Source organism: Micromonospora sp. DT62 (assembly GCF_049847285.1).
Taxonomy (GTDB): Bacteria; Actinomycetota; Actinomycetes; order Mycobacteriales; family Micromonosporaceae; genus Micromonospora; species Micromonospora reichwaldensis.
On sequence record NZ_JBNCOB010000022.1, the window covers coordinates 34,083 to 54,172 of the forward strand.

Annotated in this window: 19 protein-coding genes; 7 read left to right on the top strand and 12 right to left on the bottom strand. The window is 74.2% G+C overall.

The genetic code is table 11. The annotated features are described in order from the left end of the window. Positions 1-77: 77 nt before the first annotated feature. The 5 genes from ACPXCB_RS24640 to ACPXCB_RS24660 form a co-directional block, all read right to left on the bottom strand. Positions 78-680, bottom strand: a complete 603-nt coding sequence (locus ACPXCB_RS24640) for a winged helix-turn-helix domain-containing protein (RefSeq protein ID WP_425877878.1) — start codon at positions 678-680, stop codon at positions 78-80. Positions 681-1,068: 388 nt separating this feature from the next. After that, on the bottom strand, positions 1,069-1,623 hold the full coding sequence (locus ACPXCB_RS24645; RefSeq protein ID WP_425877879.1) for a winged helix-turn-helix domain-containing protein: 555 nt from the start codon (positions 1,621-1,623) through the stop codon (positions 1,069-1,071). Positions 1,624-1,670: 47 nt separating this feature from the next. Beyond that, positions 1,671-2,165 carry a rhodanese-like domain-containing protein gene (locus tag ACPXCB_RS24650; protein WP_425877880.1) on the bottom strand — a complete coding sequence of 165 codons (495 nt, stop codon included), beginning with the start codon at positions 2,163-2,165 and terminating at the stop codon, positions 1,671-1,673. A gap of 107 nt (positions 2,166-2,272) precedes the next feature. Beyond that, on the bottom strand, positions 2,273-2,728 hold the full coding sequence (locus ACPXCB_RS24655) for a cysteine dioxygenase (RefSeq protein ID WP_425877881.1): 456 nt from the start codon (positions 2,726-2,728) through the stop codon (positions 2,273-2,275). 88 nt (positions 2,729-2,816) lie between these two features. Continuing rightward, entirely contained in the window at positions 2,817-3,194 is a 378-nt protein-coding gene (locus ACPXCB_RS24660) for a signal peptidase I (RefSeq protein WP_425877882.1), read from the bottom strand. A 63-nt stretch (positions 3,195-3,257) separates the two neighbouring features. Here ACPXCB_RS24660 and ACPXCB_RS24665 point away from each other — a divergent pair, with 63 nt between their 5' ends. Further along, positions 3,258-3,656 carry an ankyrin repeat domain-containing protein gene (locus ACPXCB_RS24665; protein WP_132237950.1) on the top strand — a complete coding sequence of 133 codons (399 nt, stop codon included), beginning with the start codon at positions 3,258-3,260 and terminating at the stop codon, positions 3,654-3,656. Between the two features lie 45 nt (positions 3,657-3,701). Then, positions 3,702-4,655 (top strand): DUF3500 domain-containing protein, encoded by a 954-nt coding sequence (locus ACPXCB_RS24670; protein WP_425877883.1) that lies wholly within the window; start codon positions 3,702-3,704, stop codon positions 4,653-4,655. Positions 4,656-4,846: 191 nt separating this feature from the next. Here ACPXCB_RS24670 and ACPXCB_RS24675 read toward each other — a convergent pair whose 3' ends face one another. From ACPXCB_RS24675 to ACPXCB_RS24700, 6 genes are all read right to left on the bottom strand, one after another. Then, positions 4,847-5,350 (bottom strand): DUF2231 domain-containing protein, encoded by a 504-nt coding sequence (locus ACPXCB_RS24675; protein ID WP_425877884.1) that lies wholly within the window; start codon positions 5,348-5,350, stop codon positions 4,847-4,849. 166 nt (positions 5,351-5,516) lie between these two features. Continuing rightward, the gene (locus ACPXCB_RS24680) at positions 5,517-6,257 is read right to left on the bottom strand and encodes a GAF and ANTAR domain-containing protein (RefSeq protein ID WP_425877885.1); all 741 of its coding nucleotides are present in this window, start codon (positions 6,255-6,257) and stop codon (positions 5,517-5,519) included. 187 nt (positions 6,258-6,444) lie between these two features. Further along, positions 6,445-8,736 carry an accessory Sec system translocase SecA2 gene (gene secA2 / locus ACPXCB_RS24685; protein WP_425877886.1) on the bottom strand — a complete coding sequence of 764 codons (2,292 nt, stop codon included), beginning with the start codon at positions 8,734-8,736 and terminating at the stop codon, positions 6,445-6,447. 97 nt (positions 8,737-8,833) lie between these two features. Further along, positions 8,834-10,648 (bottom strand): ABC transporter ATP-binding protein, encoded by a 1,815-nt coding sequence (locus ACPXCB_RS24690; protein ID WP_425877887.1) that lies wholly within the window; start codon positions 10,646-10,648, stop codon positions 8,834-8,836. Between the two features lie 52 nt (positions 10,649-10,700). Then, positions 10,701-11,789 (bottom strand): zinc-dependent alcohol dehydrogenase, encoded by a 1,089-nt coding sequence (locus ACPXCB_RS24695; protein WP_425877888.1) that lies wholly within the window; start codon positions 11,787-11,789, stop codon positions 10,701-10,703. Further along, the gene (locus ACPXCB_RS24700; RefSeq protein WP_425877889.1) at positions 11,782-12,789 is read right to left on the bottom strand and encodes a Gfo/Idh/MocA family protein; all 1,008 of its coding nucleotides are present in this window, start codon (positions 12,787-12,789) and stop codon (positions 11,782-11,784) included. The genes ACPXCB_RS24695 and ACPXCB_RS24700 overlap by 8 nt, the downstream gene beginning before the upstream one ends. A 209-nt stretch (positions 12,790-12,998) precedes the next feature. On the opposite strand from ACPXCB_RS24700, the gene ACPXCB_RS24705 reads away from it, so the two are divergent. The 5 genes from ACPXCB_RS24705 (at position 12,999) to ctaD (ending at position 18,806) form a co-directional block, all read left to right on the top strand. Continuing rightward, entirely contained in the window at positions 12,999-13,997 is a 999-nt protein-coding gene (locus ACPXCB_RS24705) for a glucosyl-3-phosphoglycerate synthase (protein WP_396888661.1), read from the top strand. Between the two features lie 73 nt (positions 13,998-14,070). Further along, complete coding sequence (locus ACPXCB_RS24710) at positions 14,071-15,228, top strand: glycosyltransferase (RefSeq protein WP_425877890.1); 1,158 nt, start codon at positions 14,071-14,073, stop codon at positions 15,226-15,228. Positions 15,229-15,414: 186 nt separating this feature from the next. Further along, positions 15,415-15,867 (top strand): DUF4383 domain-containing protein, encoded by a 453-nt coding sequence (locus tag ACPXCB_RS24715; RefSeq protein WP_132238116.1) that lies wholly within the window; start codon positions 15,415-15,417, stop codon positions 15,865-15,867. A 103-nt stretch (positions 15,868-15,970) separates the two neighbouring features. Then, a complete protein-coding gene (locus tag ACPXCB_RS24720) occupies positions 15,971-16,699 on the top strand; it encodes an ATP-binding protein (protein ID WP_425877891.1) in 729 nt (242 codons plus the stop codon). A 106-nt stretch (positions 16,700-16,805) separates the two neighbouring features. Continuing rightward, positions 16,806-18,806, top strand: coding sequence for a cytochrome c oxidase subunit I (ctaD, locus tag ACPXCB_RS24725; RefSeq protein ID WP_425877892.1), 2,001 nt, complete (start codon positions 16,806-16,808; stop codon positions 18,804-18,806). A 59-nt stretch (positions 18,807-18,865) separates the two neighbouring features. Here the strand turns inward: ctaD and ACPXCB_RS24730 are convergent, their stop codons facing one another. Then, positions 18,866-20,008, bottom strand: a complete 1,143-nt coding sequence (locus tag ACPXCB_RS24730; RefSeq protein WP_425877893.1) for a SigB/SigF/SigG family RNA polymerase sigma factor — start codon at positions 20,006-20,008, stop codon at positions 18,866-18,868. Between the last annotated feature and the right edge of the window lie 82 nt (positions 20,009-20,090).

A 20,090-nucleotide genomic window follows, 5' to 3' on the forward strand; every position in this document is an offset into this window, starting at 1 on the left:
GGACGGTGCTCGCGCGGTGGACGGTGCTCGCGCGGTGGGCGGTGCTCGCGCGGTGGCCGGTGCTCGCGCGGGCGGCGTCAGCCGTTGCGGTCGATGGTGACGCGGGCGTCGTCGGCGAGCCGGTAGCCGACGCCGTAGACGGTGGTGACCAGCGGGACGTCGACGCCGACCTTGCCGCGCAGCCGACGGACGTGCACGTCCACGGTGCGCACGCCGGCGTGCTCGTAGCCCCAGACCGCGTTGAGCAGCTGCAACCGGGTGAAGACCCGGCGGGGGTGGGCGACGAGGTGCAGCAGCAGATCGAACTCCAGCCGGGTCAGGGGCAACGGCTCGCCGTCGCGCAGCACCGACCGGGACGAGGCGAGGATGTGCAGAGTCGGGATGGTGGCGGCGACCGGGCGCGACGGCGCACGGCCGGCGGGCACCGGGTCGGGGCGGCGTTCGACGGTGGCGGTGATGATGGTGCCCTCGCCGCGTTCCAGCATCTCCCGGGCGGCCTCCAGCAGCCGTCGGGCGGGCGCGGTCAGCGACTCCTCGGATGCCAACGGGATGTTCAGGGTCACCGTGAGCATCGGCGCGGCGGTGTTGGCAGGGCGACGCTGGCCCCCCGGGGGTCGTCCGGGAACAGCGGGCTGGGACGTATGCCATCCGGCGCGCGACGAGGCGGGGCTGACCGACATGGTCCTCCTTGGCTGGTCCGGGTATCTCCCCACGGCCCGGGACGCCGCTCCATCGATGCTTCCCGGCGCCCGGGCGAGGGTCAAGGGGCGGCTGCGTTGCATGAATGTGACAATTGACGAACGCATCGGAGCCGGATGCTCGCTCTGCGTACGAAGCCTGATGATTACAGCAGAGCCGCCGGGTTGACCCGATAGGGGGGTCCCCGCCCGGTTCACGGTGGTCGGCGCGGGTGCGCCGGGAATGGATGAGCGTGGATCGCGTCGACCCTCCGGAGGGCCGTGGGAACGCGACCGGGGTGCCGCGCGGCGTACCGGCGACGGGACACCGCGGTCACGGACGCGGCGGCGTGGCGCGCCCGGGGCCGGGCACGCCACGCGGGTGGCGCCGTCAGCGACTGCGCTCGATCTCGATGCGGGCCTCGTCGGCGAGGCGGTAGCCCACGCCGTAGACGGTAGTCACCACAGGCATGTCCGGGTCGAGCTTGGCGCGCAGCCGGCGGACGTGCACGTCGACGGTGCGCGCCACCGCGTGCTCGTAGCCCCACACCCGGCTCAGCAACTGGAGCCGCGTGAACACCCGGCGGGGCTGCTCCACCAGGAACAGCAGCAGGTCGTACTCGATGCGGGTCAGCGGGATCACGCGGGAGCCCTGGTGGACCACCCGCGAGCCGGTGGCGATCCGGATCGCCTGGGGGTCCACGACGGCCGGCACCGGCCGGGGCGCCGCCGGCCGGTCCTCGGCGACGCCGGGACCCAGCCGCCCCTCCCCCGACTCGGCGAGTTCGCCGATCAGCTCCAGCAGCCGGGCCAGGCGGGGGCTCACCGGCCCCGGGACGAGGTCGAGGGTGATGGTGACGGTCGGGGCGGAGCGCGGTCGGACCGCTCCGATCCGCTCGGGGCGCGCGGTCGAGTGGTGTCGGGTGGGGATGGCGACGAGGGACATGGAGCCTCCTGGGCGGCGGTGCCGCCACGCCCGGTGGAGCGTGACGGTCAGGACGGCGCCCGACCGGCGGTCACCGGGGGCGCGGGGGTGGACGTGGGCTGCGGCGGGGTGGGGCCGAGCACGGGCAGGCCGGCCAGCCGCCAGGCGACGAAGCCGCCGACGACGTCCGTGGCGTGGCGCAGCCCGAGATCCTGGAGGGCGGCGGCGGCCAGCGAGGAGGTGTAGCCCTCCTGACAGATGACCATCACCCGCAGGTCGTAGCCGACGGCCTGCGGCAGCCGGGCCGGACAGCGGGGGTCGAACCGCCAATCCAGCACGTTGCGCTCGATCACCAGCGAGCCGGGCACGGTGCCGTGGGCGGCCCGCTGGGCGGCCGGGCGGATGTCGACCAGCAGGGCCCCGCCCCGGTACGCCAGGTGTGCGCGCTCCGGGTCCAGCCGGTCCAGCCGCACCCGGGCGGCGGCCAGGATCTCGTCGATGCCCCGGGAGCCCGGCGGCGCCACCGGGGCCGGACACGCGTGCGGGTCGTCGGTCTGCGGCATGGTCGTTCCCTCCACTGGTTGCTGACGGTTCACGTATGACGGCGGGCCGCCGGCGCGGGGCGGGCGCGCAGGGGATCGCGGGCGGCCCGGGCGCGACGGCGTCGCACTCACCAGGCCACCCCGGCCTCGGCCACCTCGGCGACGCGCAGCCGGCCGTCGGTGAGCCGGTAGCTGGTCATCCGGCGCAGTGCGGGCCGGTAGGCGTGGACGCTCACCGCCGGCTCGTCGTCCCGGTTGGACACCAGGTGCACGTGCCGCGGGCCGAAGCGACGTCCGGACCCGGCCGGCAGCCGGTGCGGGCGGAGCACGCCCCCGCCGATCGTCTCCTCGGTCAGGACTCCGGAGACGACCAGGAACGCGCCGCCGCAGCCGCCGTGGTCGTGCAGGTCGGTGCCCTGGCCGGGCAGCCAACTCAACGCCCACACCTCGTGGTCGGTCTCGTGGGCGAGCCGGGCGTACCAGCGGGAGACCGGGTCGAAGCTCAGCGGCACCGGCCAGCGGGCGGGGTCGGCGGCCCACCGCCGGGCGGTGGCGAGCAGGTCGGGTGGACGTCGGTCGGCCATGGCGGTCCTCGCGGTTCGGCGGTGCGTCGACCAAGCATAGGCTGCAAACCCTATTGGTTTAGTATGCTTTCCCAGGGGCTGGGACGCGTCAACGGCGGACCGGCGGATCCACCCGGTAGCCGGGGATCGACGGCCAGCGCACCGTCAACACGACCGACTCGCGCTCGGCGTACCAGGAGTGGTCCACGCCCCGCCCCCACACCACGTAGTCGCCGGGCTCGCCGAGCACCACCGTCCGGTCCGGCAACTCGACCCGGAACCGGCCGCTGACCAGCACCAGCAGGGCCGTACGCCGCTCCTGCGTGGCCCATCGGGAGCGCGCCTCCCCCGCCGGATGGACCCCCCACTTCACCTCGACGTCGACACTGTGCCGGGCGTCGCCCGCCGGCATGAAGTGGCCGAGCAGCCAGCCGGCGTTCGTCGCCCCGTCCACGCCCGCGTTGCCCACGTACACCCTGTCGTCCATCGCCCCCTGCCCCGGTACGCCGGCCGAGCAACGTACCAGGGGGCGTCCGACTAATCTGGACCGGTGAGTGAGGAACTCGACGCGGAGACGCTGGCGTTCGCGCACCGGATGTTCGACCTGGCCCGCGACGGGGCCACCGCCGAACTGGCCGACTACGTCGACGCGGGGCTGCCAGTCGACCTGACCAACGACAAGGGCGACACCCTGCTGATCCTCGCGGCGTACCACGCCCATGCCGAGACCGTCGCCGCGCTGCTCGCCCGCGGCGCCGACCACTCCCGGACCAACGACCGGGGCCAGACGGCGCTGGCCGCCGCCACCTTCCGCAGCAGCGCCGAGGCCGTCCGGGCGCTGCTCGCCGCCGGGGCCGACCCGCACCACGGCAACCCGTCGGCGGTGGAGACCGCCCGCTTCTTCGACCTGCCCGAGATGCTCGCGCTGCTGGCCGCGCCGACCGGCTGACGCCGACGCCCGGCGCATCCGGTCCGCGCCCGGTATACAGGGTCGGTGGAGGATCCGCTGCCCGAACAGATGCGCACCGCCGCCACGGCGCTGCTGGCCGCGCTGGGCGAACCCGCCCGCGCCCAGGCCGCCCACCGGTTCGACGACGAGGCGGCCCGCCGCTGGCTCGAGTACCGGCCGCGACCCCGGCCCGGGGTCTGCCTGGCCGACCTGGACCGCGCCGGGCGCAAGGCCGCGCACCGGCTGCTGGCCACCGCGCTGAGCCCACCGGCGTACGCCCAGGCGATGGCCATCGTCGCGCTGGAGGAGGTGCTGGACCGGGCCGAGGAATGGCGTCGGGGCCGGCACAGCGGCGACTACTGGGTGGCCGTCTTCGGCGACCCGGCCCGCGACGACGCCTGGGCGTGGCGCCTGGAGGGGCACCACCTCTCGGTGAGCATGACCGTGGTGGCCGACCAGGTCTCCCCCGCGCCGATCTTCCTCGGCGCCAACCCGGCCACCGTCCGGTACGCCAGCCGCCCGGTCTCCCGGCCGCTGGGCGTGGAGGAGGACCTGGCCCGCGCCCTGCTCGACGCGATGGGCCCGGCGGGCCGGACGGCGGCGATCGTCGCCGACGAGGCGCCCGGGGACATCATCAGCGCCACCCGTGCCCGGGTGGACGGGCCGCTGGAGCCGCTCGGGGTGCCCGCCGACCGGCTCGGGCCCACCGGGCGGGCCCTGCTGGACCAGCTCGTGGCGCTCTACCTGGACCGGCTTCCACCCGAGCTGGCGGCCCGGGAGGCGCGCCGGCTGGACTCCGGGCAGCTGCACTTCGCCTGGGCCGGCCCGACGATGCCCGGCCAGCGCCACTACTACCGCGTGCAGGGCGACGACCTGCTCATCGAGTACGACAACACCACCGACGACGGCAACCACGCGCACACCGTCCTGCGCCGCCCGGCCAGCGACTTCGGCGCGGACGTCCTCGCCGCCCACCACGCCGAGTCCCACCCCCGCTAGCCGCCCCCAGCCCCGCGCCCCGCGCCCGCCCGACCTCGTGCCCGACCCGACTCGTCGATCATGCAGTAGCGGTGCTTACAAAAGGGGTGAACAGGCCTCAACCGGCCACCATAAACTGCATGATCGGCGCCGCCAGGGCGGCCGAGGTGGGGTGGGCGGGGCAGGCGGGGTGGGACGGGTGGGGTGGGGGGTCAGGGGCGGTGGTGGGCCAGGTCGACGGTGGAGTCGGGGGCGCTGGACAGCGCGTCGAAGGTGGTGGGCTCGGCCCGGCGACCGGCGTCGAAGCGGCGGACCAGCCGGGCGCCCAGCGCGACGCCGACGGCGCCGATGCCCAGGGCCACCAGTTCGGTGAGCAGCAGCACGACGGAGGCGCCCCGCTGCGGCGCGTCCGCGCGGACGAGGCAGGTGATCAGGAACAGCGCGGCCATCGCCACGTTCACCAGGTTGAAGGTGATCGCCGTGCGGCGGGTCCGGTCGACCGGCACGTCCCACAGGTCGATCATGCCGGCCACGGCGGTCAGCGCGGCGGCGACCAGGGCGGCCACGGACGTCCAGTAGCCCACCTCACCGAGGAAGGCCGGCCCGCCGAGCACGTCGGTCAGGTCGAACACGGTCGCGCTCACGAAGAGCCCGAACGGGAACGTCACCAGCATCGGTTGGATCGGGTGCCCCTGCACCCGCAGCCGGCTCTGCATGGTTCCTCCCCAGGTAGGCACACGTCACCAGTCCAGGGTGCTACCCGGGCGCCCGTACGCCGAAACGACACGCGGCCCACCGGCCCCCACCGTCACGCAGGTCCCGATCGTCACGCCGGCCACGCAGGGCGCACGGCGCCACCCCGGCCCCGGAGGGCTGGAGGGTTCAGTTGTCCCGGGGACGCGACACGGTGGCGACCAGCCGGTCGGCCACCTCCCGCAGCGGGATGTCCAGCGACGACGCCGCGCTGCGCAGCACGTCGAGCGCCTCGCCGGCCGGGCAGCCGCGCTGGGTCATGATCACGCCGATCGCCTGCCCGATCACCCCGTCGCCGAGCGCCGAGGGGTCCAGTTCCCCGGCCTCGGCCGCCTTGCGCGCCCGGTCGCGGACCGCCGCGAGGAGCAGCCCGGCGTGCTCGGCGAGCAGCATCGCGGTGAGCTGGTGCCCCGGGGTGAGCAGGTCGGCGGGGCCGGCGTACAGGTTGATCGCCCCGATCACCTGTTCGTCGACGTCGACCGGCGCGGAGATCACCCCGTGCACGCCCAGGTCCCGTGCCCGCGGCGTCCAGGACGGCCAGCGCACCTCGCGGTCCAGCCGGTCGGAGAGGATCATCTCCCGCCGCCGGATCGCGTCCATCGCCGGCGAGTCGGGGCCGTGCCGCAGGTCGTCCAGCCCCGCCAGGCGCGCGTCGGAGGCCGCCACCCCGGCCGGTTCGCCGGCGCGCAGCGCGGTGAAGCCGCACCAACTCACGCCGGCGACCGCCTCGTGGGCGGTACGCACCAGCGCGTCCAGCGCCTCGTCGAAGTCCTCGACCGCGATCAGCGCGGCCGTCAGCTCGCGCAGCAGGGCGGCGGTCTCCAGGACACCGAGCCGCTCCACCGCCGGGTCCCACATCTCCAGGTTCACCGCTCCACTGCCCCCACCGTCCCGGCGCGTGCTTCCGCACGGCCGACCGGCGCCGTCACGTGTTCCATCGTCTGGTCTCTCCCGACTCCTCGGACCCGGCCTACTACCCTCGCAAACCGGGATCGAAACGGCGCAAAAGGGGGCCCCTTCCGGCGCCCGAAGGCGCCGGAAGGGGCCGGAGGGGGCGTCAGCGCGACGCGGAGCTGAGCCGCCGCCCCACCGAGGCGATCAACCGGTCCAGCTCCGAGCCAAACGGGTTGTCGTGCACGAGGTACGTCCAGGTCGCGCTCGGCCGCACCAGCTTCGCCTCGTCCGGCTCCCAGTCGTCGGTGAACTCGGTCTCCTCGAAGGTCTCGATCGTCCGCCGCTCGATCTCCGGGATCAGGTTGTTGAACGCCGGCACCGCCGCCCGGTGGAACTCGTCCAGCGGGTCGAGCCGACCCAGGGCGCGCAGGTGCACGCCCTCGCGTACCTCGGAGAGCTCCGCGAGGTGGTCCGTCCAGAGCCGGTCGAGGTGGTAGAGGGCGATCGAGCGGGCGACCCGGGCGAGCAGGTCCTCGTCCATCTCGCCGGCCTTCTCCGGCACCCGGTCCAGCAGCATCAGCGCCGCCACGTCGCTGGTCAGCAGCCGTTCGCGGCGCTCCGCGAGGGCCTTGCGCTGCTGCTCGATGACGACGCTGTAGCGCCAGGTGTTGCGGTGGATCTCGTGGTTGACGCCCTCGGCGACCCGCTGGGCGTGCTCGACGGCGTACTCGACCTGGTCGTCGGTGACCAGGCCGTCGGCGTTCATCCGGGGCGAGGCGGGGACGGCGTCGCCGGCGTGCCGGGCGACCAGGTCGTCCTCCAGGCTGACGAAGAAGACCGATCCGCCCGGGTCGCCCTGCCGCCCGGCCCGACCGCGCAGCTGGTCGTCGACGCGCCGGCTGTCGTGCCGGCCGCTGCCGATGACGTAGAGGCCGCCCAGCTCGGCGACCCGGTCCCGGTCGGCCTGGTCGCTGCCGCCGAGGCGGATGTCGACGCCCCGGCCGGCCATCTGGGTGGAGACGGTCACCGCGCCGTACGCGCCGGCCTCGGCGATGATCGTCGCCTCCTCGTCGTCGTTCTTCGCGTTGAGCACCACGCAGGGCACCCCGATGGCGTTCAGGCCGGCCGCCAGCCCCTCGGACTCCTTCACGTCCAGGGTGCCGACCAGCACCGGCCGCCCGCGCTCGTGGTGGCGCTTGATCTCGTCGACCAGCGCCTCCTCCTTCTCGGCCCGGGTGGCGTAGATGCGGTCCGTCTCGTCCTCGCGCACGCACGGGGTGTTCGGCGGGATCACCGCCACCTCGAGGCCGAAGAACTCGCGGAGCTGGTCGCCGACCAGCACCGCGGTCGCCGTCATGCCGCACACCTTGGGGTAGAGCGCGATGTACGCCTGCACGGCGATCGTGCCGAGCACCTCGCCTTCGGCGGTGGCGTCGAGGCCCTCCTTGGCCTCCACGGCCGCCTGGAGCCCGTCCGGCCAGCGGCGACGCTGGGCGACCCGGCCCCGCATCTCGTCGATCAGCTCGACGGAGCCGTCGCGGACGATGTAGTCGACGTCGCGGTGCAGCAGGGCGTGCGCGTGCAGCGCCACGTTCACGGCGGACAGCTGCGCGACGTGCTCCTCGTCGTACAGGTCGATGCCGAGCTTGGCCTCGACGGCGGCCAGGCCGGCGGCGGTGAAGGCGACGCTGCGGCCGTCCTCGGCCACCGTGTAGTGCTTGCCCTTGCGCAGGCCCCGCACCTGCGCGGCGGCGGCGTGCACCGGGTCCTGCTCGCCGGCGACCGAGCCGGCGAGGACCATCGGCACCCGGGCCTCGTCGATGAGGATCGAGTCGGCCTCGTCGACGATCGCCGTGCGCAGCGGCGGCTGCACCCGGTGCTCCACGTCCGTGACGAGCTGGTCGCGCAGGTAGTCGAAGCCGGCCTCGCTGACCGAGACGTAGGTGACGTCGCAGGCGTACGCGTCGCGCCGCTCCTGCGGGGTGGACGCCTCGTTGACCCAGCCGACGCTCAGGCCGAGCAGCTTGTAGACCGGCTCCATCCAGAGGGCGTCGCGCCGGGCCAGGTAGTCGTTGACGGTGAGCACGTGCACCGGGCCGTTGCCCAGCCGGACGTGCCCGTAGGCGGCGATGGTCGCGGTGAGCGTCTTGCCCTCACCGGTGGCCATCTCGGCGACCTTGCCCGAGAGCAGCGCCATCGCGCCCAGCAGCTGCACGTCGTACGGTCGCTGGTCGAGGCCGCGGCGGGCGGCCTCGCGGCCGATCGCGCAGATCTCCTCGTAGCCCGTGGCCTTGCCGGCGGCCTCGGTCAGCTCGGCCTCGTCGAGCGCCGACAGCTCGTCCTCGCGCGCCTCGACGGCCGGCAGCAGCTTCTCCAACGGCCCCAGGTCGACCGTCGTCCCCGGGCGCTGGAGGAACCGGCGGAACCTGGTCTTCAAGCGTTGCGACACACCCATGAGCGGCAACGGTACGCGACCGGAGCCGGTGTTGGCGGCCCGCCCGGCGCGCCGCCGCGCCGGTGTCGTCGCCGGGCGGGTCGCGGGCGTGTACCGCTCAGCTCACCAGGAGCTGGTGCGTGGCCAGCTCACGGTAGAGCGGGCTGGTCCCGGTCAGCTCGTCGTGGGTGCCGGTGGCCGCCACCCGGCCGCCGTCGAGCACCACGATCTGGTCGGCGTCGACGACGGTGGAGAGGCGGTGCGCCACGATCAGCAGGGTGCGCCGGGCGGCCACCGCGTCGATGGCCCGGCGCAGCGCGGCCTCGTTGCGGGCGTCGAGGTTGCTGGTCGGCTCGTCGAGCAGCAGCACCGGCGGTCCGGCCAGCAGGGCGCGGGCGATCGCCAGGCGCTGCCGCTCGCCGCCGGAGAGCAGCACCCCGCCCTCGCCCACCTGCACGTCCAGCCCCTCGGGGGCGCGCTCGGCGAGGTGGCCGAGGTTGACCTCGTCGAGCACCGCGCGCAGCCGGGCCCCGGTGGCCTCCGGCGCGCTGATCAGGAGGTTCTCCCGCAGCGTGCCGGCCAGCACGGGCGCGGACTGCTCGACGTAGCCGATCCGGGCGCGCAGCGCGTCGCGGGGCAGGTCCCGCACGTCGACCCCGTCGATGCGCAGCGCGCCCTCGGTGACCTCGTAGAAGCGCTCGACCAGCGCCAACAGCGTCGACTTCCCGGCGCCCGACGGGCCGACCAGGGCGGTACGGGTGCCGGCCGGCACGGTGAAGCTCACCTCGTGCAGCACCGGCGGGCCGCCGGGGTAGCCGAAGCCCACCCGGTCGAACTCGACGGATGCCGGAGCCCCGCCGGGCAGCGCCCGGGCCGGGACGGACGCGGGCCGGTCGGCGGCCCCCTCGACCGGCACGGCGAGCATCTCCTCGATGCGCTGGAGCGCGCCCAGCCCGGTCTGCAACTGGGTGTAGGCGTGCACCGCCTGCCCGAGCGGAAGGACCAGGAAGAACAGGAACATGATGAAGGCGACCAGGTCGCCGACGGTGATCGCGCCCGCCGCCACCCGCGCCCCGCCCACCCCGAGGACCAGCAGGAACGCCCCCTGGATGGTGACGCTGCTGGCCGGGCCGACGAACGCCTGCACCCGGGCCACCCGCAGGCCCGCCGCGTACGCCTGCGCGGCGCTGACGCCGATCGCGTCGGCCTCGCGCCGCTCCGCCCGCGCCGCGCGGATCGTCCGGGCGGCGGAGATGGCGCGCTCCACCGCCGAGGTCATCTCGCCGACGCGTTCCTGGGCGGCGCGGGCCAGGCCCCGCACCCGGTGGGCGAAGGCGACGGCGATGGCGATGCCCGCGGCCACCCCGAGCAGGGTCACCCCGAACAGCACCGGGTCGAGCAGGACCATCGCGCCCGCCGCGCCGAGCACCATCACGGCGCCGGTGACGACCTCGAACAGGCCGGAGGTGACCACCGCGCGCAGCAGGGTGGTGTCCGAGCCGACGCGGGAGAGCAGGTCGCCGGTGCGGCGGCGGTCGTACTCGGCGATCGGCAGCCGCAGCAGGTGGCCGGCCAGCCGCCGCCGGGTGCCCAGCACGACCCCTTCCGCGGTGCGTTGCAGCAGGTAGTCCCGCACCCCGCCGATCGCCGCGGCCACCAGCACCAGGGCGACCAGCGCCGCGACCAGGCCCGCCACCGATCGGCTGCCGGAGAGCCCGTCCAGCACCGAGCGGGTGAGCAGCGGTTGTGCCAGTGACGCCGCCGCGCCGGCCAGCGACAGCGCGCCCACCACGGCGAGGGTGCCGCGGTGGGCGCGCAGGTACGGCAGCAGGGCGGCCAGGCCGACCCGCCGGTCGTCCACGCGGGCGCCCGGACCGCCGGCGGCGGTCGGCACGGGATCGTCGGCGGTCGTCACGGGAGCGGCGGCGGTCATGGCTGGCACGGTATCGGGCCGCGCCACCCGCCCGGGGGACGACGCGGGGACCTCAGACGGTCAGCACCACCTGAAGCTCCTGGCGGCGCCGCTCGGCGAGATCGGTCAGCAGGGCCGGGGCCTGCTCGAACGGCACCACCGCCGAGACGAGGTGCTTGCGGATCACGTCCCCGTACGCGCGCAGCAGGTCGATCGTCTCGGCGGAGAGGCGCTCCCGGTCCCAGGTGGGGGCGAGCCCGCGCGGCACCCGGCCGATCTGCGCACACCGCAGCGACAGTCCGTTGTGGTGGAACTCCTCGCCGAAGCGGACCTCGTCCGCGCCGGCCTGGTAGAAGGCCAGGTCGACGACCGTGCCCTGGGGGCGCAGCAGGCGCAGCGCGAGCTGCAACGCCCCCGCCTGTCCCCGGCACTGGAACACCACGTCGGCGCCCCGGTCGCCAGGTCCGTGCGCCCAGCGGGTCTTGAGCACCACCGCCGGGTCGTCGGCCTCCGGGTCGAGGGTCTCCAGGCCCAGCGCCTCGGCGACGGCCCGCCGCTGCGGGGTGGGGTCGAGCACCACCACCGAGGCGGCGCCGTGCCGCTTGGCGAACAGGGCGGTGAGCAGGGCCACCACCCCGCTGCCGACGACCGCGACCCGGCGGCCCCGCACCCCGTCGCCCAGCGACCGCACGTCGGCGCCGTGCAGGTCGGCGGCGGCGTGCAGCACGCCGTTGGCGCAGATCGGCCCCATGTGCGCGACGTAGACGCCGAGCAGCGGGTCGAGGTCCTCGGGCAGCGGCACGAACCGCTCGGCGACCGGGTCGGCGACCCAGCCGGTGCGGTGGCCGTACGTCATCGCGCCGACGGTGCCCACGGCGACGGCGGGCGTACGGCTCTCCACCACCCGGCCGACCTGCATGTAGCCCAGCCGGGTCACCGGGTACGGGGTGCTGGCCGCGCCCGGCTGGAAGAGCCCGAGGTCGGCGTTCCAGGTGACGTTCAGGTAGGGGTTGGTGCCCTTGACGAAGCTGAGTTCGGTGCCCGCGGAGACGCCGCTGAACAGCGTCTCGACCCGGAACGTGCCCTCGGTCAGCTCGGCGGCGTCCTGCTCGACCAGCTCCACCCGGCCCGGGCCGCTGACCACCACGACGTGGTCACGCATCGACGGTCACCCCCGCGGCGAGCGGCGCGGCGACGGACGTGTCCAGCCGTACGGTCTGCCCGGTGCGGGCGGAGTCGGCGACCGCGAGGGCGAGCCGCTGGGTGCGGAGGGCCTCGGCGTACGGGACGCGGACGTCGTCACCGACGCCCCGGACCGCGTCGACGAAGGCCCGGTCCACGGCCACCCGCGCGGCCTCGGGGTCGGCGTCGAAGCGGCGTTCCCCGTCGGCGTCGCGCACGACCAGGCCGTCCTCGCCGAGCGAGAGGGCCAGCCCGTCGGCGAGTATCTCCAGTCCGGCGCGGTGCTTCCAGCCGAGCACGCAGGCGGCGGTGAGCGTGCCGACCGCGCCGCCGGCGAAGCGCAGCGTCGCGGTGGTCACCGAGTCGATGTCGGCGCCGTCGACGGGCGGCGGGGTGCCGTTGCCGTACGCGGTGACCTCGGTGGCCTCGCCGACCAGGCACCGGATGAGGTCCAGCACGTGGGCGGCCTGCTCGACCACGGGGCCGCCGGAGCGGTCCCGCCGCGACCACCAGGCCACCGGGGGCACCTTGTCCCACCACGCCCCGCTGACCATCCGCACCGGACGGTCGCCGAGCAGTTCCCGGGCCTGCTGCACCACCGGCAGGTACCGCCAGTGGTGCCCGACGCCGGTGAGCAGCCCCCGCCCGGCCACCAGGTCGGCGATCCGCTCGGCGGTCACCAGGTCGACGGCGACCGGCTTCTCGACGAACATCGGCACCCCGGCCGCGACGACCGCCTCCTCGGCCGGCCCGTGGGCGAACGGCGGCACGCAGACGTAGACCGCGTCCGGGCCGGCGGCCAGCAGTTCCCCGACGTCGCCGAAGGTCCGGGCGCCGTGCGCGTCCGCCAGTTCCGCCGCCGCCTCCGGCACCACGTCGGTCACCCCGAGCAGTTCCACGTCCGCGAAGCCGCCCAACACCCGGGCATGGCGTTGCGCCACCCCGCCGGCCCCAACCAGTCCCACCCGGCACGTGCGCATGTAAGAGCCCCTTCGCCACAGTTTCGCGTTCGCGACTGCACTCCCCCCGCGTGCGCGCAACCAAACGTTCACCAGGGCGGAACCCGGTCACGTCACTGCCGTGATCAAGCTGTTAGGCATGCTGCGGGTTAGCGCGAGTGCGGTAGTGGGAAAAACAGGGAAGGTTTTTCCGCCACGATCTGGGGGTGCCTGTGCGGAATTCGGAAACGATGGTGTCACCGGTGGTGGAGGCGTGGGCCACCTACCGCACCACGTCGGCGGGTGACTGGCCGGCGCGGCGGCTGATCCGCGCCAAGGGGGACAGCAGGGTCAGCGTGGTCCTGCCGGCCCGCAACGAGGAGGCCACGGTCGGCGCGATCGTGTCGACGATCCGCGAGCACCTGATGGAGCGGGTGGCCCTGGTCGACGAGCTGATCGTGGTGGACTCCCGGTCCACCGACCGCACCGCCAGCGTGGCCCGCGCCGCCGGCGCGGAGGTGGTCAGCCAGGACGCGATGACCCGGGGCCTGCCTCGGCTGACCGGCAAGGGCGACGCGCTCTGGGCGGGGCTGGCCGCGGCCGAGGGCGACGTGGTGGCGTTCATCGACGCCGACCTGCGCGAGTTCCGCCCGCACTTCGTGACCGGGCTGATCGGTCCCCTGCTGACCGATCCCTCGGTGGACTTCGTGAAGGGCTTCTACCACCGCCCGCTGGTCGGGGCGTCGAGCGTGGAGGCCGACGGCGGCGGGCGGGTGACGGAGCTGATGGCCCGGCCGATGCTGAACCTGTTCTGGCCCGAGCTGGCGGGCTTCGTGCAGCCCCTCGCCGGTGAGTACGCCGGCCGCCGGGAGGTGCTGGAGCGGGTGCCGTTCGTCTCCGGCTACGGGGTCGAGACGGCGATGCTCATCGACCTGCTCGAGCTGGTCGGGTTGGACGCGCTGGCCCAGGTGGACCTGGGCGAGCGCAAGCACCGCCACCAGGACACCGCCGCGCTGGGCCGGATGTCGGCCCAGATCATGCTCACCGCCTGGTCGCGGTTGCAGCGGCGCGGCTGGGCGGCACCGGGCGCGCTGCCCGCCGCCCTGCTGACCCAGTTCCGGCGCGGCGGCTCCGACGCCCTGCCGAACCTGGACCGGGAGATCGTCGTCAGCGACGTCTCCGTCGAGGAGCGGCCGCCCCTGGCCGAGCTGCGGCACCGGATCCCCCGCCGACGGGTCGCCGCGGCGTGACCACGCGACCCCCCGTGACCGCGAACGACCGGGCGCGGACGGCCCAGGCCCCCGCCGAGGGAAGGAATCCCGCATGAGCCTCACCGTCCTGATGAACGCCGGTCCGTGGCTGTCCGTGCCGCCGCCCGGCTACGGCGGCATCGAGAACGTGATCGCGACGCTGGTGCCGGAGCTGCGCCGTCTCGGCGTACGGGTGGTGCTCGCGTCGGTCGACAGCAGCACGCTGCCGGTCGACGAGAAGTTCTCCGTCTTCCCCGACGGGCAGTTCCACGCCCTGCAACGGCCGTACAACCAGGTCTGCGGCATCTCCCAGGCGCACCTGAACGGCGTGGTGCGCGCGTTGCACTCGCGCGACGACATCGACCTGGTGCACGACCACGTGGAGGCGGTCGGCCTGGCGACGCTCGCCGCGATGGGCCCGGACGCCCCGCCGGCCCTGCACACGCTGCACTGGGACCTGGCCAAGCACCCGGCGCTCTACGGCAACGTCGACGGCGGCGACCGGGTCCGGGTCAACGGGGTGTCCGCCTCGCAGCTGGCCCGCGCGCCCCGGGCGTTGCGGGAGCACTCGGTGGGCCACGTGCACCTGTCCACCCCGCTCGCCGTCGACGCGGACCGTCGGCCCCGGGCGGAGAAGGGCGACTACCTGATCATCCTGGGCCGGATCAACCCGGGCAAGGGCCAGGACGTGGGCGCGCGCCTCGCCCGGCGGGTGGGGGTGCCGCTGGTGCTCGCCGGGCCCGTCGGCCCGTACCACCGGCCGGAGGACCTGGCCGCCGCCGGGGACGAGGCCCGGCAGAACCCGGACGTCCGGTTCTTCTACGACGAGGTGGCGCCGCACGTCGACGGTGACCTGGTCCGCTGGGTGGGCACCGTGGCCGGGCAGGAACGCGACGACCTGCTGGCCGGCGCCCGGGCCTCGCTGTTCCCGCTGCGCTGGGAGGAGCCGGGCGGCACGGCGGTGGTCGAGTCGCTGGCCCTGGGCACCCCGGTGGTGGCCACCGCCCGGGGCTGCCTGCCCGAGCTGATCGAGCACGGCCGCACCGGCCTGCTCACCTCCGACGAGGAGGAGCTGGGCGACCTGCTGATGGCCGCCGGCCTGCTGGATCCGGACGAGTGCCGGCGGGAGGCCGCCGTCCGCTTCACCCCCGCGGTGATGGCCGAGAAGTACGTGGGCCTCTACGAGCGGGTCCGCCAGCTCGCCGCCGCCCCGCGCCTGCAACCGGCCTGACCGGCGATCGATCCGCGCCCCGGGGCCGGCCCGCCGTCACGGTGGGCCGGCCCCGGTCGCGTGCCGGCGCCCGGATCGCGTGGATCGGGGCGTTCCCCCGGCGGCGGGGTTTGACGGTGGGAGCAGCGGGAAGGCGCGATCCACTCAGCGTTCTCGCACAGTGAGGAGACGGCGGTGACCGGTCCCATGGCGCGCTCTCGCGCCCGGCACAACCCGGCCGACGGCAGGGCTCCCGTCCGGCGGGCCGCCACCGCCGTGGCGGTGGTCTTCCTCCTGGTCGGCGTGCTCGGCTTCGTGCCGGGCATCACCAGCAACTTCGGCGACCTGCGCTTCGCCGGGCACGACTCCGAATCCAAGCTGCTCGGCCTGTTCCAGGTCTCGGTGCTGCACAACATCGTCCACCTGCTCTTCGGGGTGGCCGGGCTGCTGCTGGCCCGCACCGTCACGGGCGCGCGGACGTACCTGGTCGGCGGCGGCGCGATCTACCTGGTGCTCTGGCTCTACGGCCTGGTGATCGACCACGACAGCGCGGCCAACTTCATCCCGGTCAACAACGCCGACAACTGGCTGCACCTGTTCCTGGGCCTGGGCATGATCGCACTCGGCATCCTGACCACGCGGGACCGGACCCGCCGGTGACGCATCGTGACCGGCCGGGGCGGCGGGCCCCGGCCGGTTCGGTTTGACCCAACGCGTGGCCGGGTAGTTCGCAGATCACCCGACGATGCGAAACGAGGGCACGATGCCGAGCCGGATCACCTGCGAGGTGCATGACGAGTCGCCAGTGACCGTCGTACGCCTCCATGGCGACCTCGGCGTCGACACCATGCGCACGGTGCGGGACGTGCTCGACGACTGCCTCGCCAGCCAGCCCGACGCCCTCGTGGTCGACCTCACCGACGTCACCGTCCGTGACCGGCTCGCCCTCTCGGTCTTCGCCGCGACCGCCCGTCGGGCGGCCGACTGGCCGGCGGTGCCCGTCGTGCTGTGCGCCCCACCGCCCGAGGCGGCGACCTGGCTGGCCCAGTCGACCGCCTGCCGGGTGGTGCCCGTGCGGCGCGACTGCGACGAGGCGACCCGGGTGGCGAACGCGGCGGCGGCGCCCCGGCTGCGCGCCCGGCTCGAACCGGTGGCCGAGGCCTGCCGGCGGGCGCGGGAGTTGGTCACCGACGCGTGCGCCCGCTGGAACCTGCCGGAGGCCGTCGGGCCGGCGTCGCTGGTGCTCAGCGAGCTGGTCGGCAACGTGGTCCGGCACGCCGGCACGCCGATGCAGGTGACGCTGACCCTGCGCCGGCCGTACCTGCACCTGGCCGTCGCGGACGGCAGCCGGACCTCGGTCCGGGCCGGCGCCGCCGACCTGCGGGCCGAGGGCGGCCGGGGGCTGATGCTCGTCCGCGAGACTGCTCAGCGGTGGGGCAGCGCGCCGGCTGGCGACGGAAAGGTCGTCTGGGCCATCCTGCCCGCGAATTGACAGAATTTACCACTCTCGCCTGAATAACCCCTGTCGCCTGGTTTCATGGGGATGCGGGGCGGGTAGCCGCGCCGTCCTATCTGTCGTCTGGCGGGGTGAGAGTCACATGCCCAAGCGGGTAACCACGGAACCACGCGACCGGGGACCGGCGATCCTGGCACCGGCACGCTTCGGTGGCTACCCCGGGCCGCTGCGCAAGGCGCTCCCCGGCGGCAAACTGACCCGGTTCCTGGCCACCACCGACCACAAGCAGATCGGCCTGCTCTACCTGCTGACCTCGTTCGGCTTCTTCCTGGTCGCCGGGATCCAGGCGATGCTGATGCGCGCCGAACTGGCCCGGCCCAACTTGCAGTTCCTCTCCGCCGAGCAGTACAACCAGCTCTTCACCTCGCACGGCGCGGTCATGCTGCTGCTCTTCGCCACGCCGGCGGCGTTCGGGTTCGCCAACTACATCGTGCCGATCCAGATCGGCGCCCCCGACGTGTCGTTCCCCCGGCTCAACGCCCTCGCGTACTGGCTCTACCTGTTCGGCGGCCTGATGGTGCTCGGGGGATTCCTCACCCCGGGCGGCTCCGCCGACTTCGGCTGGACCGCGTACTCGCCGCTGAGCAGCCAGGAGCACTCCCCCGGCGTCGGCGCCAACATGTGGGTGATCGGCCTGGTGATCTCGGGGCTGGGCACCATCCTCGGCGCCGTCAACCTGATCACCACGATCCTCACCCTGCGCGCGCCGGGCATGACCATGTTCCGGATGCCGATCTTCACCTGGAACATGCTCTTCACCAGCGTGCTGGTGATCCTGGTGTTCCCGCTGCTCGCCGCCGCGCTGCTGGCGCTCGCGGCGGACCGGCTGTTCAACGCCCACGTGTACGACCCGAGCACCGCCGGCCCGATGCTCTACCAGCACCTGTTCTGGTTCTTCGGCCATCCCGAGGTCTACATCATCGCGATTCCGTTCTTCGGCATCATCACCGAGATCATCCCGGTCTTCTCCCGCAAGCCGATCTTCGGATACACCGGCCTCGTGCTGGCCACCATCGCGATCACCGTGCTGTCGATGACCGTGTGGGCCCACCACATGTTCGCCACCGGCCAGGTGCTGCTGCCGTTCTTCAGCATCCTGAGCTACCTGATCGCGGTGCCCACCGGGGTGAAGTTCTTCAACTGGATCGGCACCATGTGGAAGGGGCAGATCACCTTCGAGACGCCGATGCTCTTCGCGATCGGCTTCCTGGTCACCTTCCTCTTCGGCGGCCTCACCGGGGTGCTGCTGGCCAGCCCGCCGGCCGACTGGCACACCCACGACACGTACTTCGTCGTGGGGCACTTCCACTACGTGCTGTTCGGCACGGTGGTCTTCGCACTCTTCGGCGGCTTCTACTTCTGGTGGCCGAAGATGACCGGGCGGCTGCTCGACGACCGGCTCGGCAAGGCCCACTTCTGGACCATGTTCCTCGGCTTCCACGGCACCTTCCTCGTCCAGCACTGGCTGGGCAACGAGGGCATGCCCCGCCGGTACGCCGACTACCTGCCCAGCGACGGGTTCACCGCGCTGAACACCATCTCCAGCATCTCCGCGTTCGTGCTCGGCGCGTCCACGCTCTTCTTCATCTGGAACGCCTGGAAGTCCTGGCGCTACGGGGCGATGGTGAACGTCGACGACCCGTGGGGCTTCGGCAACTCGCTGGAGTGGGCCACCACCTGCCCGCCGCCGCTGCGCAACTTCGACCGGATGCCCCGCATCCGCTCGGAGCGGCCCGCCTTCGACGCCAAGTACGGCCCGCTCGTCGCCGATCTCGGCCGGGACCTGCCCCAGCGCACCACGAAGCCGCCGCAGGACTTCCGCGACGAGCTGCGCCGCGAGAAGCACGCGCCCGAGGCGCCGGCCGCCGAGGGGGCGCACGGCGCGCGGGAGGCCACCGAGTACCAGCCCGCGGCGCAGTCCGGGGCCCGACCCGTGGACGTCCCCGAGCCGAACGACATCCGGCGGCCCAGCTTCGAGCAGACCGACGAGCCGGAGGAGACCCGCCCCGGCGCCGACCGGGAGCCGCCGGCCAGGGAACGCTGGCGGCATCCGCGCGGGCCCGGCGACACGCCCGAGCGCTGAGCGGGCGTACGCGAGAGGGCCGGCACCCCGGGGGGGTGCCGGCCCTCTGCGCGACGTGGTCAGCCCTCGCGGGCCGCCGCCAGGCCGGCCGCCGTGAGTGAGCGGCGCACGGCCGGCTGGACGCGGGTCAGCCGCAGCGGCACCCCGGTGCGGGCGGCGGCCTCGCGGCCCGCCATCAGCGCGGCGATGCCGCCGGCGTCGAAGCCACCGGCGCCCACCAGGTCGACCACCACCTCGGCGGGCTGCCCGGTCACCGCCTCCAGCATCGCCCGGCGGAGCTGGTCCGCGCCGTCGCGGTCGACCTCCCCGCCGACCTCCACGACCACCCGGTCGCCGTTGTGCCGCACCGAGATCCTGGTCTTCGCCGGCTCGGACGACTCGGCGGTCCCGTTCTGCCACGGCGGCGGGGCGTCGGCCAGCATCGCCTGACGCAGCCAGGTCAGCGCCCGCGACAGCAGCCGGGAGACGTGCATCTGGGAGATGCCGAAGCGGGCGGCGATCTCCGCCTGGGTCTGGTTGCCGTAGAAACGCATGGCCAGGATGCGCCGCTCCCGCCAGGGCAGCCGGTGCAGCAGCCCGCTGACCGTCACCCGGTCGTCGACGGACTCCAACGCGTTGTCGGACTCGCCGACCAGGTCGCCGAACTCCGCCGAGCTCTCCCCGCCGACGGGGGCGTTCAGCGAGGCAGGGCTGTAGCCGGCGGCCGACTCCAGCGCGGCGAGGATCTCCTCCTGCGGGGTCTCCAGCCGTTCCGCCAGCTCGGCGACCGTCGGGGCCCGGGACAGCTCGCTGGTCAGCGCGGAGGTGGCCTGCCCGACCTCCAGGATCAGGTCGCGCAGCCGGCGCGGCACGTGCACGCCCCAGGTGCGGTCGCGGAAGTGCCGCTTGATCTCGCCGACGATGGTGATGGCCGCGTACGCGGTGAAGGAGCCCCGCTCCGGGTCGTACCGGTCGACGGCGTTGACCAGGCCGAGCCGGGCGACCTGCTCCAGGTCCTCCAACGGCTCGCCCCGCCCCCGGTAGCGGCGGGCCAGCCGGCCCGCGAACGGCAGGGCGAACCGGACGAGGTCGTCACGCGCCTCCTGGCGTCGTTCGGGCGGTAGGCCCGCGATCCGCGCCGCGTACGCCAGTGCGGCCGCGTCGAGGTCCTCCAGGCCCCGATCGGTCGGAGGTGGTGTGGTCGTGGTGGTCTGTCCGAACATCCGCGCCTCCCTCAGGAAGGTCCCCCGCCCGGATTCAGGAAACCGGTCGTGCGCGCGCGTGGTCGCACCACGCCCGGGCCGG